The sequence below is a fragment of the Variovorax flavidus genome (genome assembly GCF_030317145.1).
Lineage (GTDB): Bacteria > Pseudomonadota > Gammaproteobacteria > Burkholderiales > Burkholderiaceae_C > Variovorax > Variovorax flavidus.
In genome coordinates, this window is sequence record NZ_JASZYE010000004.1 from 308,056 (window position 1) to 333,767 (window position 25,712).

Annotated in this window: 27 protein-coding genes and 1 pseudogene; 14 read left to right on the plus strand and 14 right to left on the minus strand. The window is 63.3% G+C overall.

What is annotated here, in order from left to right:
• Positions 1-45 precede the first annotated feature (45 nt).
• Positions 46-3,147: a hypothetical protein gene (locus QTH90_RS21330; RefSeq protein WP_286666570.1), complete on the minus strand. Its 3,102-nt coding sequence runs from the start codon at positions 3,145-3,147 to the stop codon at positions 46-48.
• Positions 3,148-3,423: 276 nt separating this feature from the next.
• Here QTH90_RS21330 and QTH90_RS21335 point away from each other — a divergent pair, with 276 nt between their 5' ends.
• Positions 3,424-4,287, plus strand: a complete 864-nt coding sequence (locus tag QTH90_RS21335; RefSeq protein WP_286666571.1) for a uracil-DNA glycosylase family protein — start codon at positions 3,424-3,426, stop codon at positions 4,285-4,287.
• Between the two features lie 21 nt (positions 4,288-4,308).
• Here the strand turns inward: QTH90_RS21335 and QTH90_RS21340 are convergent, their stop codons facing one another.
• The 3 genes from QTH90_RS21340 to gcl form a co-directional block, all read right to left on the minus strand.
• Entirely contained in the window at positions 4,309-5,211 is a 903-nt protein-coding gene (locus QTH90_RS21340) for a 2-hydroxy-3-oxopropionate reductase (protein ID WP_286666572.1), read from the minus strand.
• Between the two features lie 38 nt (positions 5,212-5,249).
• On the minus strand, positions 5,250-6,029 hold the full coding sequence (gene hyi / locus QTH90_RS21345; RefSeq protein ID WP_286666573.1) for a hydroxypyruvate isomerase: 780 nt from the start codon (positions 6,027-6,029) through the stop codon (positions 5,250-5,252).
• A gap of 87 nt (positions 6,030-6,116) precedes the next feature.
• Positions 6,117-7,910: a glyoxylate carboligase gene (gcl, locus tag QTH90_RS21350; RefSeq protein WP_286666574.1), complete on the minus strand. Its 1,794-nt coding sequence runs from the start codon at positions 7,908-7,910 to the stop codon at positions 6,117-6,119.
• A gap of 109 nt (positions 7,911-8,019) precedes the next feature.
• Here gcl and QTH90_RS21355 point away from each other — a divergent pair, with 109 nt between their 5' ends.
• Positions 8,020-8,931, plus strand: coding sequence for a LysR family transcriptional regulator (locus QTH90_RS21355; RefSeq protein ID WP_286666575.1), 912 nt, complete (start codon positions 8,020-8,022; stop codon positions 8,929-8,931).
• Here the strand turns inward: QTH90_RS21355 and QTH90_RS21360 are convergent.
• The 3 genes from QTH90_RS21360 to QTH90_RS21370 form a co-directional block, all read right to left on the minus strand.
• Positions 8,923-9,996, minus strand: a complete 1,074-nt coding sequence (locus QTH90_RS21360; protein WP_286666576.1) for an AI-2E family transporter — start codon at positions 9,994-9,996, stop codon at positions 8,923-8,925. The genes QTH90_RS21355 and QTH90_RS21360 overlap by 9 nt on opposite strands.
• Positions 9,997-10,080: 84 nt before the next feature.
• Positions 10,081-10,779 carry a GntR family transcriptional regulator gene (locus QTH90_RS21365; RefSeq protein ID WP_286666577.1) on the minus strand — a complete coding sequence of 233 codons (699 nt, stop codon included), beginning with the start codon at positions 10,777-10,779 and terminating at the stop codon, positions 10,081-10,083.
• 9 nt (positions 10,780-10,788) lie between these two features.
• The gene (locus QTH90_RS21370; RefSeq protein WP_286666578.1) at positions 10,789-12,114 is read right to left on the minus strand and encodes a C4-dicarboxylate transporter DctA; all 1,326 of its coding nucleotides are present in this window, start codon (positions 12,112-12,114) and stop codon (positions 10,789-10,791) included.
• 347 nt (positions 12,115-12,461) lie between these two features.
• On the opposite strand from QTH90_RS21370, the gene QTH90_RS21375 reads away from it, so the two are divergent.
• The 8 genes from QTH90_RS21375 (at position 12,462) to rpiB (ending at position 18,036) form a co-directional block, all read left to right on the plus strand.
• Entirely contained in the window at positions 12,462-13,202 is a 741-nt protein-coding gene (locus QTH90_RS21375) for a hypothetical protein (RefSeq protein ID WP_286666579.1), read from the plus strand.
• Positions 13,199-13,618 (plus strand): hypothetical protein, encoded by a 420-nt coding sequence (locus tag QTH90_RS21380; protein WP_286666580.1) that lies wholly within the window; start codon positions 13,199-13,201, stop codon positions 13,616-13,618. Before QTH90_RS21375 ends, QTH90_RS21380 begins: the two co-directional genes overlap by 4 nt.
• Positions 13,619-14,457: 839 nt before the next feature.
• Positions 14,458-14,841: a hypothetical protein gene (locus QTH90_RS21385; protein ID WP_286666581.1), complete on the plus strand. Its 384-nt coding sequence runs from the start codon at positions 14,458-14,460 to the stop codon at positions 14,839-14,841.
• A 68-nt stretch (positions 14,842-14,909) separates the two neighbouring features.
• Entirely contained in the window at positions 14,910-15,290 is a 381-nt protein-coding gene (locus tag QTH90_RS21390; RefSeq protein WP_286666582.1) for a TonB family protein, read from the plus strand.
• 104 nt (positions 15,291-15,394) lie between these two features.
• Positions 15,395-15,727 carry a hypothetical protein gene (locus QTH90_RS21395; RefSeq protein ID WP_286666583.1) on the plus strand — a complete coding sequence of 111 codons (333 nt, stop codon included), beginning with the start codon at positions 15,395-15,397 and terminating at the stop codon, positions 15,725-15,727.
• A 116-nt stretch (positions 15,728-15,843) separates the two neighbouring features.
• Positions 15,844-16,347, plus strand: a complete 504-nt coding sequence (locus tag QTH90_RS21400; protein WP_286666584.1) for a hypothetical protein — start codon at positions 15,844-15,846, stop codon at positions 16,345-16,347.
• Between the two features lie 160 nt (positions 16,348-16,507).
• Positions 16,508-17,179, plus strand: a complete 672-nt coding sequence (locus QTH90_RS21405; RefSeq protein ID WP_286666585.1) for a hypothetical protein — start codon at positions 16,508-16,510, stop codon at positions 17,177-17,179.
• Between the two features lie 419 nt (positions 17,180-17,598).
• Positions 17,599-18,036, plus strand: coding sequence for a ribose 5-phosphate isomerase B (rpiB, locus tag QTH90_RS21410; protein WP_286666586.1), 438 nt, complete (start codon positions 17,599-17,601; stop codon positions 18,034-18,036).
• Between the two features lie 104 nt (positions 18,037-18,140).
• On the opposite strand, the gene QTH90_RS21415 is transcribed toward rpiB, so the two are convergent.
• Positions 18,141-18,440 carry a hypothetical protein gene (locus tag QTH90_RS21415; RefSeq protein WP_286666587.1) on the minus strand — a complete coding sequence of 100 codons (300 nt, stop codon included), beginning with the start codon at positions 18,438-18,440 and terminating at the stop codon, positions 18,141-18,143.
• Between the two features lie 182 nt (positions 18,441-18,622).
• Here QTH90_RS21415 and QTH90_RS21420 point away from each other — a divergent pair, with 182 nt between their 5' ends.
• Positions 18,623-18,760 (plus strand): DUF3606 domain-containing protein, encoded by a 138-nt coding sequence (locus QTH90_RS21420; protein WP_286666588.1) that lies wholly within the window; start codon positions 18,623-18,625, stop codon positions 18,758-18,760.
• 57 nt (positions 18,761-18,817) lie between these two features.
• Here QTH90_RS21420 and QTH90_RS21425 read toward each other — a convergent pair whose 3' ends face one another.
• Together QTH90_RS21425 and QTH90_RS21430 are read right to left on the minus strand one after the other, a co-directional pair.
• The gene (locus QTH90_RS21425; RefSeq protein WP_286666589.1) at positions 18,818-19,063 is read right to left on the minus strand and encodes a hypothetical protein; all 246 of its coding nucleotides are present in this window, start codon (positions 19,061-19,063) and stop codon (positions 18,818-18,820) included.
• 530 nt (positions 19,064-19,593) lie between these two features.
• Positions 19,594-20,112 (minus strand): glycine zipper domain-containing protein, encoded by a 519-nt coding sequence (locus QTH90_RS21430; protein WP_286666590.1) that lies wholly within the window; start codon positions 20,110-20,112, stop codon positions 19,594-19,596.
• A 552-nt stretch (positions 20,113-20,664) separates the two neighbouring features.
• Between QTH90_RS21430 and QTH90_RS21435 the strand changes: the two genes are divergently transcribed.
• Entirely contained in the window at positions 20,665-21,102 is a 438-nt protein-coding gene (locus QTH90_RS21435) for an Hsp20/alpha crystallin family protein (RefSeq protein WP_286666591.1), read from the plus strand.
• An 11-nt stretch (positions 21,103-21,113) separates the two neighbouring features.
• Positions 21,114-21,515: an Hsp20/alpha crystallin family protein gene (locus QTH90_RS21440; protein WP_286666592.1), complete on the plus strand. Its 402-nt coding sequence runs from the start codon at positions 21,114-21,116 to the stop codon at positions 21,513-21,515.
• Between the two features lie 695 nt (positions 21,516-22,210).
• Here the strand turns inward: QTH90_RS21440 and QTH90_RS21445 are convergent.
• From QTH90_RS21445 to QTH90_RS21455, 4 genes and pseudogenes are all read right to left on the minus strand, one after another.
• Complete coding sequence (locus tag QTH90_RS21445) at positions 22,211-22,516, minus strand: hypothetical protein (RefSeq protein ID WP_286666593.1); 306 nt, start codon at positions 22,514-22,516, stop codon at positions 22,211-22,213.
• Between the two features lie 677 nt (positions 22,517-23,193).
• Positions 23,194-23,307: pseudogene (locus QTH90_RS31610) on the minus strand (IS30 family transposase); the annotation flags it as partial.
• A 93-nt stretch (positions 23,308-23,400) separates the two neighbouring features.
• Positions 23,401-23,544, minus strand: coding sequence for a hypothetical protein (locus tag QTH90_RS21450; RefSeq protein ID WP_286666594.1), 144 nt, complete (start codon positions 23,542-23,544; stop codon positions 23,401-23,403).
• Between the two features lie 14 nt (positions 23,545-23,558).
• Complete coding sequence (locus tag QTH90_RS21455) at positions 23,559-23,735, minus strand: DUF3606 domain-containing protein (RefSeq protein ID WP_286666595.1); 177 nt, start codon at positions 23,733-23,735, stop codon at positions 23,559-23,561.
• Between the two features lie 150 nt (positions 23,736-23,885).
• Here QTH90_RS21455 and QTH90_RS21460 point away from each other — a divergent pair, with 150 nt between their 5' ends.
• On the plus strand, positions 23,886-24,506 hold the full coding sequence (locus QTH90_RS21460) for an ATP-dependent DNA ligase (protein WP_286666596.1): 621 nt from the start codon (positions 23,886-23,888) through the stop codon (positions 24,504-24,506).
• Positions 24,507-25,712: the final 1,206 nt, after the last annotated feature.

Consider the following 25,712-nt stretch of genomic DNA (forward strand, 5'->3'; position numbering starts at 1 on the left):
GGGTGCTTTGTTCATCCCTGGAACGCGGGTTCAGGAAGTTCGCGTTCAGAGCCCGCCCAGCAGCCGCGACAGCCATGCGGCCACCAGCGAGGTGCTGCCGATTGCAGCGAAGGGGATCAGCATGGCGGTGAACATGGTCCGTTCCCAGAAGGGGGCGAAAGCGCCTTCGTCCAGCGCGGCGACCTTGGCGCGAAAGAAGTTGAGCTGGTCGATGGTCGCCGTCGGCTTTTCCGAAGACGCGGCAGGCGGGCCCTTCGCGCGCATCAAGGCGGCGTCGATCTTGCAGAGAATGCGGGTGCGCGCTTGCGCCGCCGCGCGGTTGAGCGACCATGCGCAGAAAACCGCCACCACCACGCCGATCAGGGCCAGGATCACGGGCCCGATCGGAATGCGCTGGGCACCGAAGAAGCCGCTGGTCGAGAGCATCAGAAGCGACGGGATGAGGAACGGGTAGTAGACGAGGCCTGCGACCGCCTTGGTCCGCCGGACGATGAACTGCAATTCGATCCAGCTGGGCAGCAACTCGCCCGGTACATTGGCCAGCTCCCTGAACTTGTCCAGTGTGGCCTGCGGCCAGGTCCGGATGGCGTCGTCCAGGTGATCGACGAAGTTCGTACAGGCCACCACGGTGTCGACAACGAACAGTACGACGAAACCCATCATCGTCAGGACGACGAGTTCCAGCCAGACATGAACGGAGCGGGAGACAGCGCCGCGAGACGGAAAAAGGCTTTTATCCCCGAAGGCCTCCAACAACAGCCATCCGGCGAGGAATACCATCACCAATGCGCCACCGGTACGGACGGATCGCGCGAGGAGCGAATTCTGTCGAACGTAGTCTCGCCAGAAGAGCTTTGCAGGGAGCGAAGGGTCGGCATTGTCCTGCTCCGCGGCGACGACTTGATGCCTGCTTCCCCCGAGATCAAGGTCATGGCCGATGTCGTCGAGATTCTCCGCCAGCTTCGCCTGGCCGCGCAGCAACAGGTAGACGCACAGCAGGATCGTGAAGGCGCGGATCGTCTCGGTGGGCCAAAGGCTAATCCCCTCGAAGGCCACCAGCGGACTGGCATCGGTCGTAAGCCATCCCGCGAATTGGACCCACCGCGAGGTGAGCCAGAGCGGCAATGCGACCTGGAGCAGAAGTACGAAGCCCCCGGTCGCCGCGATGCGGAAATGCGTCGGCCTGTCCTTCGGGAGGCTCAGGATCGCCTGTCTTGCGCTTCGCAACATCATCAGCGGCGTCAGCCACAGGCTTAGGACGACCAACGAAAAGAACATGAACAGCGTGAGTGAGCGCAGGGCCGGGAAGCGCGCGGACCCCGGAGGGTGCACGTTGGTGCACTTTGTCAGGTCGTATTCGCAACCCCTGGCGTCGACGTCTGGCGCCGGATCGGAGAAATCGAAAGCCGCGGTTCGCCCGATCTCGAAGACGCGCGGCTTGCCGAACCACGTGTTGGCGTGCGACTGCGCAATCCCGGCGTTCCTCTGGCGCGCACTCTGCCCTTCGGTGACCGCGAGCATGGTGCTGAGGTACACCGAGGTCTGGTAGCTGTCACGGAAGGGCGGGGCGCCGCCCTGGAATTCGTCGCTCAGTCGCAGTCCATAGTTGGAGGCGACGATCATGTTGCGCGTCCAGCCCTGTTCGCGCGGGTGCAGGAAGCGGGCATCGATGTCGGTCGTGAAGAAGACCACGTCGGGGAATTCCGGCTTCAGCGCCTGAAGCACCAGCAGCTTGTCATGAACGTCCGTGCCGAGCACGCCGATCGCACGCAGACCGCCCCGGTCATCCGCGCTTTCCCGACGCAATTCGCTGTCGCGCTCGCGCAGTCGGACCGCGATCCGTCGCAGGTAATCGAACTGCTGCTGGCCGGCAGCAAGTTCGGTGAACACCGCTTCCTCGACGCCGTTGGGGTTCTTGGCGGCCTGCGCCGCCCGTGGCGCGGCCTCGGGCCGCTGCGCAGAGGTGCCGTCGGTCGGCAGTTCGCCATCGAGGCCTCGCAGGTAGTCGAAGCTGTCGATGCAGAAGCCATCGGCCGCGCTCCGGTTGCCGAACTCACCCAACATGCTGCGTGCGTACAGCGTGTCCCTCTCGGCGACGATCGCGATGCGGCTCAGCGGGGCCTTTCCGTTCTTCCGATGGAGCGCGCAGGGGTCTTGCTCCTGCGCCACTTTCGAGTTCGCCGGCGACCGGGGCACCACGCCCCGGAGCTTGAGTTCCTGGATCAATGCATCGGCAAGCGCATCATCATTGCCAATGGTCCGCACCAGCGAGACGCCAGCCTTCTTGGAGTCAAAGAAGCTACTCAGTGACTTTGGGCGATCGGGAGGTTCTCGGACGTCTTCCAGCAAGCGTTTGTCGGTGGCGGTCGCGAAGGGCGAATAGAAGCGCAGTGACGTTGCCTTCTGCTGCGGGAGATTCGACTTTTCCGTCTCGTCGATCAAAGCCTTCAAGCCGTCCGATCCGAAAGGACCGATCACCCGCCAAGTCTTGGTTGTGCTGTGCAAGGTCGCCTTCAATGCCGTCAGCTGGCAGATAGGCTCGGCGCCGAAATCTTCGGTGCTCAGCCACATGACCAGGACCCGCGGCTTCAAGTCGACTTTGGCGCTGGCACCCGCGACCGGAGGCCGGTACCACTCGAAGGGGATCGGCGCCGGCGCGCTCTGGGTCGCGCCGGCCTTGTCGCCGCAAGACGCGAGCTTGGGAATGAAGTAACCCAGCCGCTCCGATCGCTCCGAGACCAGGTGTTTCGCATTGAGCCCGGCGATCACCGCGTAGCGCATTCGTCGGCGAGTCTCTCCATCTTCGGAATAGGGCCTGTCAGGAACCAGCGCGACGATTATTTCGGTGGGCCCGGCGGCGATCAATTCGCCGAGCTTGTCCGTCGGCACCTGACCGTCTTCCTGCTTGTTTGCGCTGCCGCCGTTCTTCCGGACCGCGGAGCGATGCTTTTCGATGGCTGCGAAGGGATCCTGCCATGACCTGGCGTTGATCTCCTGTGGCGAAAGATGCTGGGGCTCGTTGACTGGCAGCCGCGTGTTTTCGAGGGGCGTGCTCTGGACAAAGATCACCCCTGCGACGGCGAGCCCCACGACGAGCACCCGACTGTCCGACAGGCTCTTGAATCCGAACTTCGAATCCTTGTCCATCTTCCCCCTCCGGAGCCGCCTCGCGCTCGACCCGTCATATCGCATGCGGGAACTGGATCGCCTTGGGGACGCGACCTGTAGTGGTCATTGAGCGTAGAAGAAGCAAGGCGCCGGCGCATCCCCCCTTTTGACTAGCGCCCTCGAGAACTTCGAGACTGAAGCCAGCGCGGCAAGAGACCGGGCTTCGGGCATAGCACGTTTGTCTGATGCGCGACGGCCCGCGTAACGTCACGATCCAGATCGGCTGCAACCTCTGGTCGCGAACGCCGCATCACCATGGCCTTGCTGCGCGACGCATTGAACGACTTCACCATCAACTGGCGCAACGACCTCACGCCAGCCTGGCGCACTGCGCTCGCCGGTGCCAGCCCCAACCCGACAGCCGTCGGCGGCGCGCTCACCTATGACGACCTGCAGCCCATCTACCCGTCGCGTCGCGACAAGCCTCTGACCGGTGCGCCGATCGATGCGCACGTGTTCCGGGCCTTCGATGGTATTGCGCCCGAGGATGTGCGCTGCGTGTGGATCGGCCAGGATCCCTATCCGGCGCTGAGCCGCGCGACCGGCCGCGCCTTCGAACAGGGCGACATCGACGTCTGGGGCCTGCCCGCGGCGTCCGTCGCGAACAGCCTGCGCGCGCTGTTGCGCATGATGGTCGCGGCGCGCACCGGCGACCCGGCCGTGCTGAAGATGAGCTGGACCGCCTTCGTGCGACACGTTGCCACGCCCGCCGTCGCACTCGAATCGCCGCGTGCGCTCTTCGACAGGCTGCAACAGACTCAGGGCGTACTCTTCCTCAACGCCGGGCTCACGATCACACGGTACAAGTCGGGTGGTGCGCCGGAGCAGACGCGCGGCCACATCCCCTTCTGGCGACCGGTGGTCGGCCAGATACTGCGATCCGTGGCGACACGCCAGAGCGGACAGGTCGTCTTCCTCTGCCTCGGTGCCATGGCGCAGAAGCTGTTGGCAAGCGAGAGCGTGAGGCTGGCCGCCACCCAGGCGGGCACCTGGGATGCGCGCGCCGGCGACGTTGCGCTGCCGCATCCGGTGGCGCCGGGCTTCATGAGCGGGCCGAATCCGTTCGAAGCGGTCAACGCAAAGCTCGTGGCCTTCGGGTCGGCGCCGATCGCCTGGTAGCCCTCCAGGTGCCCGACAGAATCAGGCAGCGTCCGGCGCCACGGTGTGCTGCGCCATGGCCTCCAGCGCGCGCACCAGCGCCGAGTGGTCCTGCTGGCCATGCCCCAGCGCCGAGCAGGCATTCATGAGTTGCGCCGCACTCGCGGTCTGCGGCAGCGCCACGCCGAGCGCTCGTGCACCCTGCAAGGCGAGGTTGAGGTCCTTCTGGTGCAACGCGATGCGAAACCCCGGCGCGAAGGTGCGCTTGATCATCCGCTCGCCATGCACTTCGAGAATGCGCGAGGACGCAAAGCCGCCCATCAGCGCCTGTCGCACCTTGGCAGGGTCGGCGCCGGCTTTCGATGCGAACACCAGCGCCTCGCCGACCGCCGCGATGTTGAGCGCCACGATGATCTGGTTGGCGACCTTGCAGACCTGGCCGTCGCCCGCACCGCCGACCAGCGTGATGTTCTTGCCCATCTTCTCGAGCAGGGGCCTCACGCGGCCGAAGGTGCCTTCGTCGCCGCCGCACATGATGGTGAGGCTGGCCGCCTTGGCGCCCACCTCGCCACCGGACACCGGCGCGTCGATGTAGCCGCAGCCGAGCTCGGCGATCTTCTTCGCGAAAGCCTTGGTCGCGATCGGGTCGATCGAGCTGCAGTCGACCACGGTCTTGCCCTTGGTCAAGCCGGCGGCGACGCCGCCTTCGCCGAACAGCACCTTCTCCACGTCCGGCGTGTCCGGCACCATGATGAAGACGATGTCGGCCTGGCGCGCGACCTCGGTGGCCGACGCGCAGACCATCGCCCTGGATGCAAACGGCTCCGGCGCGTTGCCGTGCGTGTTGACGAAGAGCTGGTGGCCCGCTTCGAGCAGGTGGCCCGCCATCGGGGCGCCCATGATGCCGAGTCCGATGAAGCCGATTTTTTGTGCGGTGGATGACATGTCGCTGGAGTTCCTTGTCGTCGCGTCGTTGGGGTCTGTCATGCGGTCAGGCTGATGCGCCACTGGAGGCCGTCGAGCGTCGTGCCGCGTGGCTTGTATTCGCACCCGATCCAGCCGGCATAGCCCAGCGAGTCGATGTGCCTGAAGATCCACGGGTAGTTGATCTCGCCCGTGCCCGGCTCACCGCGGCCGGGGTTGTCGGCGAGCTGGATGTGGCCGATGCGCGTGATGTTCTTCGTCAGCGTCGCGCCGAGCTCGCCTTCCATGCGCTGCGCGTGATAGATGTCGTACTGCAGCAGCAGGTTGGACGAGCCGACCTCGTCGATCAGGGACAGCGCCTGGTCGGTGCGCGTGAGATAGAAGCCGGGGATGTCGAAGCTGTTGATCGGCTCGATCAGCAGGCGGATGCCCGCGCCCTGCAGTTCCTTTGCCGCGAAGCGCAGGTTGTCGACGACCACCTTGCGCGCATCGCCGTTCGTCAGGCCTTCGGGTAGCTTGCCGAGCAAGCAGTTGACTTGCGGGCAGCCGAGCGCGGTCGCATAGTCGATCGCGCGGCCGACGCCTTCGCGGAACTCGCCCACGCGGTCGGGGTGACACGCGATGCCGCGCTCGCCAGCGTCCCAGTTGCCCGCGGGCAGGTTGTGCAGCACCTGCTCCAGGCCGTTGGCGCGAAGCGCGGCAGCCAGCTCCTTCTTGTCGTACGCGTAGGGGAACAGGTACTCGACGGCCTTGAAGCCCGCCTTGGCGGCGGCCTCGAAGCGCTGCATGAACGGCAGCTCGTTGAACAGCATCGTCAGATTGGCTGCAAATTTCGGCATGGTGTTGTCTTTCCGGTTTGTGCGGGAAACACCGCGGAACCGGCTCGGCCGGGCCGCAGGTGTTGCCCCCTGCAAGGTGTGCTCGGTTCAGTCCAGCATTGCGGCGGCAATGGCGGTGGGTGCGTCTTCGGGCCGCTCTGCGAGCGGTTCGAACTCGTTGATGGCATCGATCTCGGTGCCCATCGAGATGTTGGTCACTCTTTCGAGCATCACCTCGATCACCACCGGCACGCTGAACTCGGCCATGAGCGCTTCGGCGCGCTGGATCGCCGGCTTCATCTCTTCCTGCTTGTAAACGCGGATCGCCTTGCAGCCCAGGCCCTCGACCACCTTGAGGTGATCGACGCCGTAGCTGCGCTCGACGCCGCTGTCTTCCGTGGCGTTGATGTTGTCGAAGCCGAGCTGCACGCAGTAGTCCATCTCGAAGCCGCGCTGTGCCTGGCGGATGAGGCCGAGGTAGGAGTTGTTGACCACGATGTGGACGTAGGGCAGCTTGAACTGCGCGCCCACGGCCAGCTCCTCGATCATGAACTGGAAGTCGTAGTCGCCCGAGAGCGCGACGATCTTGCGGGTCGGGTCCGCAGCGCGCACGCCGAGCGCGGCGGGGATGGTCCAGCCCAGCGGCCCGGCCTGCCCGCAGTTGATCCAGTGGCGCGGGTTGTAGACGTGCAGGAACTGCGCTGCCGCGATCTGCGAGAGCCCGATGGTGCTCACGTAGCAGGTGTCGTTGCTGAAGTTGTTGTTCATGCACTGGTAGACACGCTGCGGCTTCATCGGCACGTCGTTGAAGTTGGTCTTGCGCAGCATGGTCTTCTTGCGGTCGCGGCATTCGCCGGCCCAAGCGCGGCGGTCGGGCAGGCGGCCCCCGGCTTTCATTTCCTCCGCCACCTGCACGAACAGTTCGAGCGCGGCCTTCGCGTCGGACACGATGCCGAGGTCGGGCGTGAAGACGCGGCCGATCTGCGTCGGCTCGATGTCCACGTGCACGAAGGTGCGGCCCTTGGTGTAGACATCGACCGAGCCCGTGTGGCGGTTGGCCCAGCGGTTGCCGATGCCGAGCACGAAGTCGCTGGCGAGCATCGTTGCGTTGCCGTAGCGGTGGCTGGTCTGCAGGCCGCACATGCCGGCCATCAGCGGATGGTTGTCCGGAATGGAACCCCAGGCCATCAGGGTGGGAATCACCGGAACGCCGGTGGCCTCCGCGAAGCGCACCAGCAGGTCGCTGGCATCGGCGTTGATGATGCCGCCGCCGGCCACGATCAGCGGGCGCTCTGCCGCATTGAGCATGGCGATGGCCTTCTCGATCTGCGCGCGCGTGGCGGCCGGCCGGTAGGGCGTGAGCGGGGTGTAGGTGTCGATGTCGAACTCGATCTGCGCCATCTGCACGTCGAAGGGCAGGTCGATCAGCACCGGGCCCGGACGGCCCGAACGCATCAGGTGGAAGGCCTGCTGGAACACCTGCGGCACCTGGCCCGGCTCGCGCACGGTGACGGACCACTTGGTGACCGGCTTGGAGATCGACTCGATGTCCACCGCCTGGAAGTCCTCCTTGTGGAGCCTTGCGCGCGGCGCCTGCCCGGTGATGCAGAGGATCGGGATCGAATCGGCCCAGGCCGAGTAGAGGCCGGTGATCATGTCCGTCCCGGCGGGGCCCGATGTGCCGATGCACACGCCGATGTTGCCAGCGACGGCGCGCGTGTAGCCCTCGGCCATGTGCGAGGCACCCTCGACGTGGCGCGCGAGGATATGCGCGATGCTGCCTTGCTTGCGCAGGGCGGAATAGAGCGGGTTGATGGCGGCGCCGGGCACGCCGAAGGCTTGTGTCACGCCTTCTTTTTCCATCACGAGCACGGCGGCCTGGGCCGCGGTCATCTTTGCCATGTTGATTCTCCTTGGGTGTCTCGACTGTAGGAATTCGAGGCATCCGGCAGAAGACGGCGCGGTGCCATAAAGCCTATTCCGTGGCGGAATAAGTGGCTACGATGATGCGATGGACCGACTGCAAGCGATGGAGATGTTCGTGCGCGTGGTGGAGACCGGCAGCTTCTCCAAGGCGGCGCGCGAGTTCAACACCACCCAACCCACCGTGACCAAGCAGGTCGCGGCGACCGAGGCGCGCCTGAAAGTCCGGCTGCTCAACCGCAACACGCGCGGCGTGAGCCTGACCGAGTCCGGCGCGCTCTACTACGAGAAGTGCAAGGCCATCGTCCGCGATGCGGAAGAAGCCGAGAGCATCGTGAAGCTGCGACAGTCCCAGGCACAGGGGCTGCTGCGCATCGGCACGTCGACCGCCTTCGGCCGCCGCGTCGTGGTGCCGCTGGCGCTCGAATTCATGGCGCGGAATCCCCAGGTTCAGGTCGACCTGAGCTTCGAGGATCGCTACGTCGACCTCGTGGCCCAGGGGATCGACGTCGCGATCCGCATGGGCAAGCTCGCCGACTCGTCGCTGGGGGCACGCTTCCTCGGCATGAACCCCTGGGTGATGGTGGCTGCGCCGGCCTATCTCAAGAAGCACGGCACGCCGAAGAAGGCGCAAGACCTGAGCGCGCATGTGGCGCTGATCTACAGCAGCGTGGTCGGCGACGATGTCTGGCACCTGCAGACGCCCAAGGGCGAACCCGTCACGGTGCCGGTGTCGGGCCGGCTGCGGTCGAACAACGTATCGGCCGTGCTGGCCGCCGCACGCGCGGGGCTGGGCGTTGCGCTGATGCCGCGCTACGTGGCGAGCGACTCGCTGGCTTCAGGGCAGGTGGTGGAGGTGCTGGCCGACCACGCGCTCGCCGCGCAGGAAATCCATGCCGTGTTTCCGTCGCCCAAGCTGGTGCCGGGCAAGGTGTCGGGCTTCGTCGCCTTCCTGCAGGGGCGCTTCGGGGAGAACTGGTGGAGCAGCCGCTCAGGGTAGGGGCGGCATGTCGCGCTCGCCTTCGCCCGAGGAGGCGAACAGGTCCCACGCCGCCATGAACAGCGCGGCGATCACCGGCCCGATCACGAAGCCGTTGATGCCGAAGAGCGCGATACCGCCGATGGTGGACATCAGCACGATGTAGTCCGGCATCTGCGTGTCCTTGCCGACCAGCAGCGGCCGCAGGATGTTGTCCACCAGCCCGATCACGAACACGCCGATGAAGATCAGCGTCAGCGACTTGCCGATGTCGCCGACGGCCAGGAAGTAGATCGCCACCGGCGCCCAGATCAACGCCGCGCCGACCGCGGGCAGCAGCGACAGGAAGCCCATCAGCACGCCCCAGAGCAGCGCGCCCTGCACGCCCAGAAAGGAGAAGGCGATGCCGCCGATGATGCCTTGCGCCGCCGCGACGGCAATGTTGCCCTTGATGGTGGCGCGAATGACGGTCGTGAACTTGTTGAGAAGGTAATGCGTGTGCGGCTTCGCGAGAGGCAGCGAGTTGCGTATGGTCTTCGACAGTTCGGCGCCGTCGCGCAGCAGGAAGAACAGCAGATACAGCATGATGCCGAAGCTGACCAGGAACTCGAAGGTGTTCTGCCCGATGGAGACGGCGTGCGTCGCGATCAGCTGGCTGCTCTTGAGCGCGGATTGCGAGACACGGCCGATGAAGCCTTCGACATTGCCGAGCCCGAAGCGGTTGAGCAGGTCGAGCGCCCAATGGGGAAGGGCGTTCACGATCTGCTGGAAGTAGCTGGTGAAGCTGATGTCGCCGGAGCGGATCATCTGCTGGACGACGGACACCTCGTCGACGACGGACACGGTGATGACCACCAGGGGGATGACCACGATGATCGTCGCGAGCAGGAGCGTCGTGAAGGCGGCGAGGTTGCGCCGCCCGCCCATCCTCTTGACGAGCCGCCGATAGATCGGTGTGAAGAGGATCGCGAGCGCGACGCTCCACATGACCGCACCGGAGAAGGGAAGCAGGATCCAGCCGAACGCGATCGTGACAACGGCCAGCAGGAAAAGGAAGGTGCCGCGCTGCAAGGCTGGGGAATTCATGGAAAGCGATCCTAAACGCTCCCTCTGGCCTCGACTGCGCCCGAACTGACCTACTTCGTGTAGTCGCCCACCTTGGCCTGTTGTTCAGCGCATCGCGCGCGGCAGCGCCACGGGGGCCAGCGTCGTGCGCAGGCGTTCGTCGGCCGTGGGGTCGGCGGTGGCTTCGACCTGCAGCGCTTGTTCGACGTTGCCGATGTGGTCGAGCATGAGTTGCCGTGCGCGTGGGGTGTCGCCTGCTTCGAGGGCAGCGACGATGGCTGCGTGCTCGGCGCAGGATTGCGAGGCTTCGTGCTTGGACTGGAAGAGGGTGGCCGCGAGCGTGGTGCGGGCGGTGAGGTCGCGCAGCACGTCGCAAAGCAGGCGATGGCCCATCTGGTCTGCAAGGCACACGTGGAAGTCCGCGAGGAGGAAGGCTCGGGTGGCGGCATCAGCGCCGGCGATGGCGCGTTTCTCGTCGGCGATGTGCTCGCGCAGCTTGCGGATCACCTTGGAGAGCGGGCGGCCGGCTTCGGCCAGGATGCCGGACTCGACGATGCGTCGCGCGGCGAAGGCATCGCGCGCCTCTTCGGCCGAGGGCTCGACGACATACCAGCCCCGGCGCGACTGCACTTCCACGAAACCGCGTGCCTGCAGTTGCATCAGCGCCTCGCGCACCATGGTGCGGCTGACGCCGAAGTTCTCCGCCAGCGCCTGCTCGCCGAGCCGTTCGCCGGGCGCGAGCTTCTGCGCCAGGATGGCTTCGACGACGCGCTCGGCGATCGTGGTGGGGGAGACTTCGATCATTCGGGCACCTCAATGCGCAGGCTGGATGGCGATGGGGCTGGGCTCGGCTTCGGCCAGCGGTTCGTCTTCGGGCGAATGCGTGCCGTTCAGCACGGCATGGGCGCGTTCGCGATCGATGTCGCCCTCCCAGGCGGCAATGGCGACCGTGGCGACGCAGTTGCCGATGAGGTTGCCCAGTGCGCGGGCGATGCCCATGAACCAGTCGACTGACAACACCAGCACCAGTCCGATCGCGGGGATGGCGGGAATGGCATGCAGGGTCGCGGCGAGCACCACGATGGCCGAGCCCGGCACGCCGTGCGCGCCTTTCGACGTGACCAGTGCAATCGCCAGGATGGTCAGCAGGTCGGCCATCGAGATCGGCGTGTTGGTCGCCTGCGCGATGAACACCGCGGCGAGCGTGATGTAGATGGAGAAGGCGTCGAGGTTGAACGAGTAGCCGGTCGGAATCACCAGGCCCACCGTCGAGTCACGGATGCCCATGTGGCGCAGCTTGGCCATGATCTGCGGCAGCACGCTGTCCGACGAGGTGGTGGCGAAGACGATGGTGAGCTCTTCGCGCAGGTAGCGCAGCAGCTTGATGAGGCTGAAGCCCGAGAGCCGCATGACCAGCCCGAGGATCACGAAGACGAAGAGCAGCACCGCGGCATAGAACAGCGCTACCAGCATGCCGAGTTGCTTCAGCGAGCCGATGCCGTATTGCCCCACCGTGAATGCAATGGCTCCCAGCACGCCCAGCGGTGCCAGCTTGATGATGATGCCCATGATCTTGAACAGCACCAGCGAGAGCGCATCGACCACCATCCCCACCGGGCGGCCACGCTCGCCGAGCAGCGAGAGCGCGCAACCGAAAAGCACCGCGAACAGCAGCACCTGCAGCACGTCGCCCGTGGCGAAAGCATTGACCACCGTGGTCGGGATGAGCTTCATGAGGAACTCGACCGTGCCGCCGCTGGTGAGCTTGTCGGCATTGGATGCGTACGCGCTCATGGCCGCGGGGTCGAGCTTCGACGGGTCCACGTTCATGCCGACACCCGGCTTGAACACGAAGGCCAGCACCAGCCCGAGTGCCAGGGCGATGGTCGTCAGCACCTCGAAGTAGATCAGCGCCTTGACGCCGACGCGCCCCACGCGCTTCAGGTCCCCCGCGCCGGCGATGCCGTGCACCACCACGCAGAACACCAGCACCGGGATGATCATCTTGATCAGCTTGATGAAGCCGTCACCCAGCGGCTTGAGCTTGACGGCGAAATCAGGAAAGAACAGGCCCGCCACCACGCCAAGAACCAGCGCGATGACCACCTGACCGAAGAGCGATTTGGCGAAACGGGGCATGGAGATCTCCGTGAGGAAGGTTGCATGCAAGTCTTTCGCTTTCTTGCATACAAGCAATGTAGGCAAGGATCGGGATTTTTCTGTGCGGGTATTCCCGGTATGTGGTGACAGGGCGTAGATCGTGTTCTAGGTAAATAAATGCGCGAACAAGTCATTAAATGCGCGAACAACGCAATAAATGCGCAAACAAGGGAGGGCGGCGGGAAGGCCTCTCGGAGATCTAGTCGCGGGTTGCGATGGCGAGGCGTGAAGCGCGTGCACACCCACTCGACGTCGGGCAGGATGCGGCCAGAAGCGGACCGTCGCGCGCCGGTCTCAGTTCGCTCGTTTTCACTACACATGAGCCAATGAAGTCGACTTTGAGGAAAGCAGCAGTGACAGGGGCGTTCTGGCACCTCGCCGATGAATTCGAACGTCGAGGTTGGGCGCTGGAAGAGCGTCCCTCATCCAGGCTTACGATGCTTCGACAGCCATCTGAGGACGTCCAACACAAGCTGATTGTTCACGAGCCCTTTGGCCCGACCGGCCTGGGCTTGCCTTCGCCGGAAATGCTGGGTCTTGCGTGCACCGTAAACGTGGTCTTCTCTAGTATTGAGGCGACAATCGACCGGGCCTTCGGCCACGAAGAAGGAACGGCGGGACATCTATCTTTTCGTCTCACCTTGAGCCAGTTGATTGGCCCTGAACACCTGCACGCGGGCAACGTTCACCTGCTCGCGATACACGACGGTTCGGTGGCCGCCTCGGCGGCGGAATTCTTGAACGACTTTGACCGCGTGCTGGAACCAGTGCGTTTGCGGCTTGCGACCTCTGCGGTCTTTCTTGACGAAGGCTTCGTGCCGCACGGTGTTGATGGGTGGTCGTGGAACCTGCGTCGAGCGGCGTATCTCCGCGAACACGCGGACGACGCGACATGGCACACCTATTCAGCTTGGATTGAAGGTCGCGCGGCGAAGCTGGAAGCCGAGTCGCCCGCGAACGAGGAGTCTGTCGACGGTGCATATTCGAGTCTCGCATCGCTCAGAGCCGATGCGGAACGCCGTGGTGTCGCTCAGGTCCTTCGTTTCCTCCGGCACGAAGCTCGTTGAAGCGGCCCGCGCGTCGCTTCGGCAGAATCCGGCCAGAAGCGGTCAGTCGACTCGACGGCCTGACGGGACCGAGCAACCTGTTCGATGGCCGGGGCATCAACCAGTTTTGGAGAGCTATGAGATTTGTTCGTTGGTTTACTGCGCTCGCGTCGATAGCACTTGCCGGCTGCTTCGCGTCCAAGCCCGTCGAGGTCCGCATCACACCAAGTGACTATCAAGTGAACAAGGTCAAGTCTGCTATCGCCACGACGGTGGTGGATGAAGTTCTGCGCATCAAGCCAAGGAGGGTTCTGATTGTGGCTTGCCGGGCTACGCGCCCGCCAAAAATCATCCAGTTTGAGCAAGAGCTGAGAGCTCGGCACCCGGATGTGGAACTCACGTTGACTTTGGCGGAGCAAGGGTGTCCATCTGCTTAGCCGCAGTCGGCCAGGAGCAGACCTTCGCGGCGTGTAGGAATCGCAGTTCTAAGTGCCTCAGTCGTGGCCTTCGTCCTATGCAGTGTTCTCGGCTGGGTCGACGGCTGGTATGGCGTCGTGATGGTGCTCCTTGGGTTCGGCGCGGGGATGCTCTGGGAGGGCGATTCAACCCGTGGGCGGTCGAAACACTCGTCCAGTTGACAGCAGGCGGCCAAAACCGGTTGGTCGGCCGTGTCTCATATCTCGCCCGACAGCAAACGTTCGCGGCTTGTGCACAACGACCTTGCGCCGGATTAAGGATGCTTGACCTGGAGCGAGTGCGCACAAACCTGACGTTCATGACAATCAGGCCATATGGGACCTATTCGAACTTCGAGCGAGCTGACTAGCGCATTTCGTCTGCGTTGGGCGGCGTACAGCTGTAGATGGCTCGCTGGCCTTGTTCCGTCGCTTTGCGTTGTACTCGCCATCAATCCTCCGGGGCCAAGCTTTCATGGCAGCTTGCTAGGATTTTTTCTACTGCTTGGGCTCGCGCTGGGAACGTGCGTCGCACTTGTTGCGTGCGCGGGCTTCCTCGTGGGGGCAATGTGGTCTGGATGGCTGGAAAGAAAGCTCGGGAGAGAGTCGGCCTGGCTGCGCGTAAAGCTACTGATGGCTCTCATTCTCACCGGCGGTTCAGTCATGTTCGGAGCGTACTGGGTGACTCGAGGTCTGTCCCATGGCGCAACCCTTGCCTTAGCCAGGAACGCGAAAGTCATCACGTACGCGGAGCATCCTGTTCAGTTCGCCATCGCGCTTACCTTCTGGGCCTGCGTCCCGTTGTACGCGGCGTGGTCGACTTGGAAGAAGTGGAAGGCGAGCGCATGGAGCGTGAATTCATGACAGACGGCAGGATGCGGCCAGAACCAGACATTCCAGACGAAGGGCTAGTTGTGCCATCGAACGAAGCATCCATCGAGGAACTCCTGCGGCAGCTTGAGTCGCTGCTCCGCGCTCGTGGCGAGCAGAACTGGCTGAGAGGCGTGACGGCCGCGCGTGCAGCTCTCGCGTCCGCGGAAGGAATGGAAGACGCCAGGTCCATTTATGCTTCCATGAATCGAGGGGCTGGCTCATTTGCGGACTACAACGTATGGGGCGAAGACTTCGATGAGCGCGTCGAATTGAACCAGCCGCTGGACCGCATTCGCGCCGACCTCTGGCAGCGATTTGGCCTCGCCCGATGACGGGCGGAATGCGGCCAAAACCGGTCATCCGACGACCCGGTCAATTCACTCGACCAGCACATTTGTTCATGACCTTTCACCTTCCCCTCCGTGCTTCTTGTCTTGGGCTTTTCCTGCTCGCAACGCTGCTCGCAGGCTGTGCCAACCATTCGAAACCGCAGTCTTCCGCGGCTGACCAGAGATGCACTTCAGAGATTGAAAGATTCGCCGGCCCGATGTATCCCAGTGCGGCTCGGGCGGCCAAGACGGAAGGGTGGGTTGTGGTGCTCTATGACCTCGATGGCTCGGGGCGAGCAAGGAATGTTCGCGTTGATGAATCGCAGCCACAGAACGTGTTCGACGCAGCAGCTGTTCGAACTATCGAGGAAACCCTGTACAAACGTGACGCGGTGCGCAAGAACTGTCGGCAGGTCTTTAACTTTGTCCTCTCACCCAGGCCTGCGGGTTGACATCAAACGCGCGGGCAGCAGCGACGAACGACATGAGCAGCAGACAAATTTCGGCCAGCCGCTGACGGCCAAAACCCGCCATTCACCATCACCTCCCAGCGACGATGAGCCGCGTGACCATTTCGATAGCGCCGTGTGACCCCTCCGTCTCGCTCGTGGGCGATGTTCGCCGGATTACGAACCTAGGTGTGCTCGAGGTGCGTCGTCGTCTGTCGGAGGGCGAGCCATTGTTTGACCAAGAGCTTTTCGGAAACCGAGCCGAAGACGTTTTCGCGAAGGCGCGGGCACTCCTATCGGCCATCGAGGACGGCGGGCATCAACCACTTGTCGCCGAGGCTGGCAGACCCATCACGCCGCAGACCCTGCGGAACATCTTCCAAGCGTCCGAGGACGAGGGCGAGGAGTTTCGTCGGCTCGACGAGTTGGGACATGCGTAGGCGACAGCAGAATGCGGCCATGAGCGGACCTTCGGCCGCGGCGTTCGACGTGCGTGCGCACTGACGGCAAAGCGGACAACAATCAGCCACCAGCGCGCTTTGAAGCAGCACCAACAATGAAGTTCAGCTATTCCTTCAGCCTTCCTTCGGCGGCTCCATCGCAGCCGGAGGAAAAGCTCTACCCGTACGACTACAACGAGTTCATGCTCAGCCTTCCTGGAGATTGGAAGCAAGTTCCGACCGCAGAAGAAAGGACACTGAACTGGTATTCGGAACAGGAGCAAGCCAGCATCACGGTGAGTGTCGATTTCTATGAGGTTCCAGAGGACAAGTGGGCGGCCGTTGCTGAGGTCAATTTGGATGGTCGACACAGGGCGCTTGAGCATGCCTCTGTGGGACCCGTGAGCGTCATTAGTCGGAGCGTCAAGCCCTACTCCGGCGGTGGTGGCCTAGAGCTCAGCTTCACGGCCCAGACCTCTGAAACGACGTACCTGTACTTGGGCTACGTTACCTCTCGCAAGGTGTTCAATTTCACGCTCACCAGCGGTGCGGGAAAGACCGCTGCCGTCGACCTCTACAACAAGACGATGCAGAAGCGCTTGCGAGTCAAGGTTCCCTAAACAGAGCAGTAGTCCGATGGGCTTGAATCGGCCAGAAGCGGAAGTACAACGCGTCCCTCCCATTGCCCGCTACGAAGACTCCCTGCACATGGATTCGTCGTTCGAGACTTCACACCGCCTTCATACTGAGCGCGCACACGGCCGCTAACGTGGACGGGCTATGAAAACCCCTAGCCATAGAGCCGGCTCTCTTCTTCAGATTTCTGGGCTCCTGGCTTTCTGGGCCGGGAGCACTTTGCCGTTCCTGTTCACGTGGGCACGTCTTGGTTTGTGGTTCGCCGTGGCTGGTGTCGCGCTTTACCTGTCGGGCCTTCTTCTTCAGCTGCGCACGACTCGCCATTCCACGGACACGGCCCCGTTCGAGGTCCAGCGCCAGAGCCAGGGCATCTTCCTTTGGGAGTTGACCTACCGGCGGACAGTTTTCGCCCTTTGCGTGGCGCTTGGCATGTTTGTACTCGGTAGCGGCCTATGGTCTGCGAGTGGCACTTTTGGTCCGCTGAAGTTGGCGGAAGCGGAACGCGAGGCGATGAGGACGCACACGCAATTCTTCATGCCTATTTGCTTCGGCTTCGTCATCGGTGTATTGCCGGGCGCCTATGCCTCGCAGAAAGCGGTGTTGTTGAGCGTTTTGTTGGCTGCCGCTGGCGGGGTCGTGCACTGGGTCGCCGCAAAGTCGGGAATTCAGGTCGATTGGCCGACTGGAGTGGGTGCAATGATGCTGGCGTTCCTGTCCGTTCTCTTCATGCTTCCACTGACGATGCTCGGCTTGGTCGTTGGCAGGGTCGCCCTGCACATTGTGCGGCGCGTCGGGGAACCTGGGACACGGTCATAGGAACGAGTGGAACATTGGCCGTCGCCTCATCTGCAAGCTGCGCTCCAAGGCTCCTGTATCGCCCGCTAGGAACTCAAATGCGAAGGCAGAATGCGGCCAGGACTAGGCGGTCGCAAGGAGCCTTATGGATGCCGTCTTTGAGATAGTTCTTGGCTTGACTGGAAAAGGCTTGGTACGGCAGCTTTCTTTCGGAAGATGGCGCGGCGAAACGCAGACCGGCAATGAGGCACAGCTCCATGCCGCTGCCGGAGCACTGTCCTTCGTCCGCGAAGGAAGGCGTGTGGTCACGGTCGCCGGGCTAACCTTGGTCGGCATAGCCTTCTATGGATTGCTCGTAGGGCTGGGCTTCTACTTGGCAACACGCGGGTAGTTCAGAATCCGACCAGAAACAGACATTGGTCTGCCTTATGAGAAACAACATGACAAAGCAATTGGGCGTCGCGTCTGACCATGCCGGCCTGGAGTTGAAACGCGCCCTCGTCGCGGAACTGCAAGGTCGCGGCATCGCCGTACGAGATTTCGGAACTGACGCGAGCGCCTCTTGCGACTACCCCGATTTCGCACATGCAGTTGGCCGCGCCATTGAGTCCAACGAGATTGAGCGTGCGGTCCTTGTGTGTGGAACTGGCGTGGGAATGTCGATTGCTGCAAATCGGCACGCAGCCGTCCGCGCCGTCGTGTGCAGCGAGCCTCTGAGCGCACGCATGTCACGGCAGCACAACGATACCAATGTCCTTTGCCTCGGCGCAAGAGTCATCGGCGCGGGTACGGCAATCGACATAGTGGATGCCTTCCTTAACGGCGAGTTCGAAGGCGGACGGCACGCTTCTCGCGTCGCGAAAATAGAGTTGAGCTAAGTCTGCTTTGGGCCCAATGGCCTTGGTGCGGGTGTGGCAGGATGCGGCCAAGAACGGAAGTTCAGGGGTAGAACAATCCTCGTCCGGAACCGGTCGCTAAGCAGTCATGAGGCGTGCACCTCGTCCGTCGGCTCCGTGCCCGAAGCGGAAGTACGGCAGCCTCCGAAGCGGCCGTTCAACTTCCATCCATGCTCGAAGATGAGCCGGAAGATTTCGCTGTAGCAGTCGGTCCCATGCAGCTTCAGCAGCGACGGCACGTGGGGCGCCAGTACTTCGTAGATTCTCTGAATGTCGAAAGCGTCACGAGGTGATGGCACCGTGGTCCTCGCGCGTGCAGTCTCCGCAAAGATTTCCTTGACCAAGTTCGACGAGAAGGACTCGCCGGCATGGAGGCGTTCGGACATCAGGTACCAGCGTGAAGCAGCCCGCCTCGCCGATCGACCCTACCAAAGAGACGTCGAAGATAGAACCCGGCGGTGAGGGACCAGGACCAATCGGCCCCAATGACGGGCCCAACATCACAAAGGGGACCGGGTGCGCCCGGCACACCCAGCAAGCCCCCAACTTCTTGACAACGGAGACACACATGCCAGACGACACGAATTACCGCGGCGCACAGGATCGCGCCAGGATCTATGTCAGGGAGGACCACGAGGTCCGCTACTGGACGGAGGCGGTCGGCGTGTCTGAAGCCAACGGTGCAGCACACGGGCCTCAGAAGTGAGGGCGCCCGCTTTCGCGCGACGCCTTTAGCCGGACCCCGGGCCAGGCACGCGCCGCTTCATTGCCTAGCGCTGTCGTCGCCCGCGGCTTCCTCGGTTTGCGCCGCATCTGTGCCGATGTCGGGCGTGCCCGGCAAGCCAACCTTTTTATTCGCCTCGCGTCCCATTCGGCTGCCCTCCTCAGGCGGGTCCTGCCCGATGGCGCGGCTCTGCTCGATGTTGCGGCCCGAGGACGCACCACGGTCTCTAAGCCTTGCTTGATGCGCCGGTGAGGGAACCGCGGTGGGTCGCTTGTCTTCAGTCATTTCGATCTCCTTGGACGAATCTGAAGACTGGTCATACCACGGACACGGCGAGGTAGCAGTTCGCCCACGGGTGCGTAGGAGACCATCGGCTTCTTCGGCTTCTTCGGCTTCTGCGGCTTCTGCGCCTTCATCGGCCTCGGCGGGCAAGGCACTCCGCAGCCTCACACGTACGATTCCTCATCTAACCCACCTTGAGGAAGCCCCAACTGATGACTGACCATCTCCGCTCGATCGCCATTACCGTAGACAAACCCGATCCGGGCTTCCTCATTGGGTGCTGATCGAGAGCTCGGCGGATGCGTCGATCTCGGTCTACTGGGAACTTGAGGCATCCGAAGGCAGCTTCGACAGCTGGACGCATGCCCTCAGACAAGGGACGGAGCGGCTGACGGCGCTCGCAAAAGATTCGCCGGTGAATTATTCGCGCGGGGGGGCGAAGACGAGGACGCAGACCCCGTTGGCGCACCAGGCGGCGAATGAAGATGGGATCGACAAGACGGCACCGTGGCCGACTTGTCGATCATGAGGCCCTATCGACCGTCGCGGTCCGAATCGCCGGGGATGGCTCGTTCGACGTTGTCGCTGAGCCGTTGCCACGCGTCGCGTGTGGCGTGCTTCGCTCGATCCCATTCCAACGACGACCGGCCGCGAGCCGTACCCCAGTCGCGACCGAGGTCGGCTTCAACATCGTCGAACTTCCGATCCGGGTAGCGCGAATACGCGTCGACACCGTAGCGGTAGGCGGGCGAGTAGTCGTCATAGCTGGTGCCGGCTTGGACATAGTCCCGGGTCGAGTAGTTGTCGCGCCAATAGGCGTCCTCGGCGACCGGGTCAGCTTTGACTGCTCGGCCAGCCAGTGCGCCGGCGACGGCGCCGACCGCCGCGCCGACGGCTGCGCCGACAGGACCAGTCATTCCGCCCACGGCGGCGCCGGCGGCAGCGCCGCCCGCTACCCCGCCAGCCACTCCGCCGACGACGGCTCCTACGCCGGTCGCAGTACCGGTCCCGTCTTTGTCAGTCGGCAATCGAGGATCATTCAGATCAGACATTGCAGGTCTCCTGATAAGTGATTGGAGACGAAAAGATGCGCCATTTCGGCGGCTGCGTTCGGCCGTTTGGAGCGCGTTAGCCTGCGAGAGAGAAGCGGCAGTCGATGCCGGTCGGAGCCTACGTTTCGAAGCCCCGACTCGGCGTGCAGTCGATCGAGTCAGCCATCCTTGCCGGGCGCAAACCCCGCTTCCAATTTCTCGAGCGCATGGCGGACCTGCGCGATGGCCGCGGCGCTGCCAACCCTCCTCGAACGTCGCGCCTTCAGGCGGATCCATCACGAAGCCGAGACGCTCACAAGCAAGCACCCACGTCAACTGGGCCTGGCGCTGCTCGGGTGTTCTGTCCATCACGATCCTCCTCATGGCGAACCAGTCCGTAGGCCAGATGCAGCATTGGAAATGCAGCGCTGAGACCTTCCTGAGGAAACGATCTCCATCAATCACTTTTTCCCCCATCCCCTTGAACTCGCGCAGGCGGCTCCTAATTTCGATACCGGAAGCGCTGGAGACGCCTCCGGCGCTCCGTTCAACCCTTGAATGGAGGTATTCGCCATGTATCGATCCCTGTTCCCGCGCGACATGTTCGCGGAGATGGATCGCCTGCAGCGCGAGATGCAGCAGGCCTTCGATCTCTCCCCCACCATCCGTGGCTTCGGCCGTAGCGGCTTTCCGGCACTTAACGTCGGCGGCACCGCCAAGACGGTCGAGATCTATGCCTTGGCGCCGGGCGTCGACCCCGGGACGCTGGACGTCCATCTCGACCGCGGCATTCTGACCATCGCCGGCGAGCGCAAGGGCGCCGCGCCGGCTTCCGAGGAGAAGGAGACCTTGCACATCAACGAGCGTTTCGAAGGTGCCTTTCGGCGTGTACTGACTCTGCCCGACGATGCGGACCCCGAGTCCGTCGAGGCCAAGGCCCGCGACGGAGTCGTGCACATCACGGTGCAGCGCCAGGCCTCGTCCCTGCCACGTCGCATCGCCATCCAATGAGGAGAACCGACATGAACGACATTCAGAAGACAAACGACACCGCTCGCACGCCGGCGCGCACGGAGGACAGGCGCTACGCCGAGTCCTCCTTGACGCCGCCCGTGGACGTGATCGAGGACAGCTCCGGCATCACGCTGTATGCCGACCTCCCAGGCGTACCCCGTGACAAGCTGCACCTGAACGTCGAAGCGGACTCGCTGACGATCGAGGGCGAGATCGACTTGGCGATCCCGGATGGGCTGCAGACAAGCCACACCGAGGTCGGATTGGGCCGGTTCCATCGCGTCTTCACGCTGAGCAAGGAGCTCGATACCGAGAAGATCTGCGCGGAATTGGCCCAAGGCGTGCTCAAGCTGCGGATTCCGAAAGCGGAGCACGCTCAGCAGAGACGGATCAACGTGCAGGTGAGTTGAGCGCCCTGGCCGGGCGGGACCCGGTGATCTGGTCCTGCTCGGTCGGATTAGACGCTCGTTGATCGCCGTCCTGCCAAGGATCTGCAACTCGGCGTTCACTTTCTCAGGGACCAGACCCAAGCCATGATTTATCTGGGCCAAATGCGCCCGAAGGTCCGTACTGCGAGCTCCTGGGCAGAGCTTCTTGCCCAAACACATAGCGGTCCAGCAGGACTTGGGAGCGCATGAAGCTGCTGGCCGATGAAAGGCGTCCACCGCAGTTGATCCGGCAGCAGCGAAATTCGTACGGCGCAATCTCTGAGCACGCGCAGACGGCTCCTGCGTTTTGCCGAGTGAACGTACGGTGCCACAATCTCACAGCGCGGGGCGTCATCGTGTTTTCGCCTCCTAGTCCCCGCGCATATGCCCTCGGTGAAATCCGGGGGCTTTTTTTTGCTCGCGACAGCCTGACCGGTTCCTCAGCGCCCTAGCGTGCTCTAGACCGGCTCCTCGGAACGAGTAGGCGCGAAACTCGCTGGATCCGACGAACTGCCTCGCGGGCAATGAGGTACGCGTGGATCTCGTTCTCGCTCATGACCGCCCTGCAGGATCCTGAACGCCTACGAGCCGCTAGGCCGCCGTCCGAGAGGGAGGCGCCAAATCTCGATGACATGATCAACTCCTTTCTCAAAGTGTGCGGGTCAGAAAAAGCTGTCTCAGCGGTCGTCGTTTCGCCCCGCTGACCGGATTGCTTCGCGAGCGCGCTCCGCCGCGATCTGGAACCAGCTGTTCCGGGCAGTGCCTCGCTTCTTACTGGCCTCAGGGTAGTGATAGCGCAGCAGTTCACGGTTTCCCTTTTCCGTGATCGCCAATACGCGGGCACCGCGCTCCGGTGGCTCATCCACCAAGGCCAGCACCAAACCGGCCTGGCGCAGTATCCTGATCGCGTCGACATCCCTCGCAGCATTGAACGACTGGGGCAGGGGAGTGGCAGCGATCTGCCGCAGGAATTCAACCGACATAGCAACCTCCTCTAAAAAGTTCGCGAAGCAGAATATCGACGGCACTGCGCTGGTCAAGTCAGTACGCACCCAAGCCCTTGTCGGCCCTTGTCTGACAGAAGAGAGGATCGACGTCGGCCGGGGCCGCAAGGAGAAACGCGTACCTCGGCGCCTTGGCCGTCAAGCCGAGCCCGAAGAGGTAGCGGGCCGATCCAGCCGTCAACAGTTCTCAGTGGTTTCATCAGCCTGCTGGAGCTGACGAATGCGTCACCGGACTCGCAGATTACAAAAAGCCGCTCACAAGGGCCCGGAGATCGAGCATATGCGCGGAGCAACTCGCACATGACCGGCCGTAGCCGCTCGTCGGCGTAAAGGCGGTGGGGCTCGTAGGCGTACCGGTGTAACGCCGCATGACAAGCGTCTTCGGGTGACACCTCGGCATTGACCCCTGCGAGCCCTTTCAAGTCGAGGCACTGGGTCTTCCAACCCAGCCATCGTCGCGGCAAGCGCCGCCCACCTAGACGCAGTTCCGCTTTCAGCTTTGATTGAACTTCCGCTACTTTCATCATGACCTTAGGTCTGCACTCGCGACTGAATGCGGCCATGACCAGCCGTTCGCGGCCGTCCGCTTTCGGGCCGCAACTTCCGGCAGGCGTCGACGCTTCCCAGAGCATCGTGACCGGACAGATAGCCGATCTGTGAGCGCTGAGGTCTGTTCTCTCTTCGGGAGGCATTGCCGCAGCAGGCCATTGGCGTTCGTTGGTCCCTCTCTGCCACGGGCTCTGGGGATCGGAGAAGTACACCTCCAAGCCGATGGGTGGTGCCCGACTAGCCGCCCTGAGCCTTGGTCGGCGGCGGCTGAGGGATCGTCCGCGCGGTCGCCACGGTGATCGAGCGGCTGCGGCCTAGCGGGGCCCGGCAATTTTCTTTGCCTTCTTGGCTACGGTCTTCCTCGCGGCCGCCCGCGCCATCGGCTTGCGGGGCTCCTTGCGCATCGAGGCGAGCAGGCGCGCGGTGTCCGAGTCGTACTTCGCGTTGCCGGGGCCCATCGCCCCCTTCGCGGTCATTTCTTCCGCAGGTACTCGCGCACCTTCTCCGCTGAGTCGCCCACGGCCGCGACGGCCGCCTTTAGCTGCTGCTCGGTGACGCCGAGCGATTCGGTCCAGCTGCGCACCTCGTGCGGCTCCTTGAGGGAGATGCGTTTGCGGTCCTGGCCGGTCTTCTTGGGATCGTCAGACATGAGGGTCTCCAGTTGAAGTTGATCAACGCGCGGCTCAGCCCGCGCTATGGACTGGATACGTTCCACCCAACGCCTTCGATCAGCCATTACCTTTTATGCTCCTTTTGCTGACAGTAAAAGCCCATAGCCTATGTGAACGTGAGCTTATTTATGGAGCTCCGCGACTACCCGCCGATGCTGTTCATCGAACGCCCGCTGGCGTTCGAAGCGCTTGGCTGGATCTGGGAGATCAAGCTTGACGGGTGGCGCCTCACCGCCATGTTCGGGGACGGTCAGTGCAAGCTGCGCACGCGTGGGGGCGCCGACGCGACGCGGTGGTTCCCAGAGGTAAGCAAGAGTCTGGCCCGCGTCCCCGGTGGTCCCTACATCACCGACGGGGAGGTCTGCGTGTTCGATGACCTCGGGCACTCAGATTTCGACCGACTCCAGGCGCGAGGCCAGCGCAGACGCTTCGTCGACGGCGGCGACCGGGTCGGCTACGCCATCTTCGACCTGATGGTTGATCACGGCATCGATGTGACAGGCCAGACGCTCTTGCAGCGCAAGGCGATCCTCGGTGAGCTACTCGACCCGTGCCCCGACAACGTCCTGGTGGTCGGCTTCTTCGACTCCGACATCGAACGCGTCTTCAACGAGGCCGTGCTCGGCATGAAGCTAGAGGGCTTGGTCGCGAAGCGCATCGACAGTCCATACATGCCGGGCCACAGGACATCCGACTGGGTGAAGGTGAAGCGAAAGGACGCCGGGCCGCCCGAGCGGTTCAAGTGTTAGGGGCCCGGCTCATCCTGGTGCGGCTGAACCGGTCATGAATCCCATTGTGGAAGGGCGACCTTCCACATCGACCTGGTGATCGTGGTTCAGCGGGCTTGAGTCTGAAAAAGCAGCCCATGATGCACTGGCCGCCAATACCGTGAGGGCGACCCACCGGGGGACGCGTTGCTTCCAGATAGCGAGAACCCCGAGCGTGGCTGCACTTACGGTTAGTCCGACGAAAGCGGGATCGTGCATAGGGAACTCTGGCGTGCTCTTTCTGAAGATGGAGGGCGATTTTCCTCTGAAGGGTGTCGCGCCGTTCGCTTGAACAAAGGCCTATTGGGTTTGCTGCTCACGAGAAGGAGACGCCGCAAAGGATGCCTTCGACCGCGCCATCGCGTAACCGGCCGACGGCCCGAGCCCGCTGGTGGTGGCAAGCTGCCCTGGGCTCAGTCCGCTCGGTGACGACACCGTTGGTGCCACCACGCTCAAGCTCATCGAGGTGGGCGCACAGTATCGGGACTGTCGGGCAGAGCTACCTTGCGCTGGGCGACGTTTGCGCATCTGTTGCGTTGTTCACGCATTGAACGACTTGGTTGCGCGGTGGTGCCACTACCATTTCGGTCATGAAATGGCTCTCCAGAACGATCGTCGTGCTGTCTTGCCTTGTCGCAGTGGGGTGGGCCGTGCTGATCTGGGTGCTCTGGGATGCAAGTCGCATGCAAGGGCTTCACTGAATCCGCGTTCGGCCAGGCGCATCGTCCGCGCACTCAGCCTTCGAGAATACCAACGTCACCTCGAGGCGCTTTGTCGGCACCAAGCGTTCCTGACCTTTCGCTATCGCCGTGCCCGGGCTCCCGCACGCTCCTTGCACGAAAGATCGACCGCGCCTCCGTCAGTGCAAGCATGCGGAGTGCCGCAAGTCAGTACACGTAGTCCACCAACAGCGAGACCGCACGCAGGAACGCGAACTCACACGGCTTGACTCTTCCTGTCGCCGCAACAGCACCGGCTATGGTTTAGCCAACCCTCTCGAATGCCAAACTTCATTACAACGTGGACTACACGCCGTATGAAGGCAAGCGTCTCAAGGCTTGGCCGGCCATCACACTGAGCAGAATTCCTACGTATCCTGGGCGCGTGCTACGCCACTGCCGTTCACCGGCCGCGTCTGAGCGGAGCTTGCGCTATTCGCCTCGCTTGCTTCGCTGCCGACCGTCCACA

Coding starts and splice junctions, on each gene's coding strand:
- QTH90_RS21330 (WP_286666570.1), bottom strand. CDS start 3,147: ATGGACAAGGATTCGAAGTTCGGATTCAAGAGCCTGTCGGACAGTCGG.
- QTH90_RS21335 (WP_286666571.1), top strand. CDS start 3,424: ATGGCCTTGCTGCGCGACGCATTGAACGACTTCACCATCAACTGGCGC.
- QTH90_RS21340 (WP_286666572.1), bottom strand. CDS start 5,211: ATGTCATCCACCGCACAAAAAATCGGCTTCATCGGACTCGGCATCATG.
- hyi (WP_286666573.1), bottom strand. CDS start 6,029: ATGCCGAAATTTGCAGCCAATCTGACGATGCTGTTCAACGAGCTGCCG.
- gcl (WP_286666574.1), bottom strand. CDS start 7,910: ATGGCAAAGATGACCGCGGCCCAGGCCGCCGTGCTCGTGATGGAAAAA.
- QTH90_RS21355 (WP_286666575.1), top strand. CDS start 8,020: ATGGACCGACTGCAAGCGATGGAGATGTTCGTGCGCGTGGTGGAGACC.
- QTH90_RS21360 (WP_286666576.1), bottom strand. CDS start 9,996: ATGAATTCCCCAGCCTTGCAGCGCGGCACCTTCCTTTTCCTGCTGGCC.
- QTH90_RS21365 (WP_286666577.1), bottom strand. CDS start 10,779: ATGATCGAAGTCTCCCCCACCACGATCGCCGAGCGCGTCGTCGAAGCC.
- QTH90_RS21370 (WP_286666578.1), bottom strand. CDS start 12,114: ATGCCCCGTTTCGCCAAATCGCTCTTCGGTCAGGTGGTCATCGCGCTG.
- QTH90_RS21375 (WP_286666579.1), top strand. CDS start 12,462: ATGAAGTCGACTTTGAGGAAAGCAGCAGTGACAGGGGCGTTCTGGCAC.
- QTH90_RS21390 (WP_286666582.1), top strand. CDS start 14,910: ATGACCTTTCACCTTCCCCTCCGTGCTTCTTGTCTTGGGCTTTTCCTG.
- QTH90_RS21395 (WP_286666583.1), top strand. CDS start 15,395: ATGAGCCGCGTGACCATTTCGATAGCGCCGTGTGACCCCTCCGTCTCG.
- QTH90_RS21400 (WP_286666584.1), top strand. CDS start 15,844: ATGAAGTTCAGCTATTCCTTCAGCCTTCCTTCGGCGGCTCCATCGCAG.
- QTH90_RS21405 (WP_286666585.1), top strand. CDS start 16,508: ATGAAAACCCCTAGCCATAGAGCCGGCTCTCTTCTTCAGATTTCTGGG.
- rpiB (WP_286666586.1), top strand. CDS start 17,599: ATGACAAAGCAATTGGGCGTCGCGTCTGACCATGCCGGCCTGGAGTTG.
- QTH90_RS21415 (WP_286666587.1), bottom strand. CDS start 18,440: ATGTCCGAACGCCTCCATGCCGGCGAGTCCTTCTCGTCGAACTTGGTC.
- QTH90_RS21420 (WP_286666588.1), top strand. CDS start 18,623: ATGCCAGACGACACGAATTACCGCGGCGCACAGGATCGCGCCAGGATC.
- QTH90_RS21425 (WP_286666589.1), bottom strand. CDS start 19,063: ATGACTGAAGACAAGCGACCCACCGCGGTTCCCTCACCGGCGCATCAA.
- QTH90_RS21430 (WP_286666590.1), bottom strand. CDS start 20,112: ATGTCTGATCTGAATGATCCTCGATTGCCGACTGACAAAGACGGGACC.
- QTH90_RS21435 (WP_286666591.1), top strand. CDS start 20,665: ATGTATCGATCCCTGTTCCCGCGCGACATGTTCGCGGAGATGGATCGC.
- QTH90_RS21440 (WP_286666592.1), top strand. CDS start 21,114: ATGAACGACATTCAGAAGACAAACGACACCGCTCGCACGCCGGCGCGC.
- QTH90_RS21445 (WP_286666593.1), bottom strand. CDS start 22,516: ATGTCGGTTGAATTCCTGCGGCAGATCGCTGCCACTCCCCTGCCCCAG.
- QTH90_RS21450 (WP_286666594.1), bottom strand. CDS start 23,544: ATGGGCCCCGGCAACGCGAAGTACGACTCGGACACCGCGCGCCTGCTC.
- QTH90_RS21455 (WP_286666595.1), bottom strand. CDS start 23,735: ATGTCTGACGATCCCAAGAAGACCGGCCAGGACCGCAAACGCATCTCC.
- QTH90_RS21460 (WP_286666596.1), top strand. CDS start 23,886: ATGGAGCTCCGCGACTACCCGCCGATGCTGTTCATCGAACGCCCGCTG.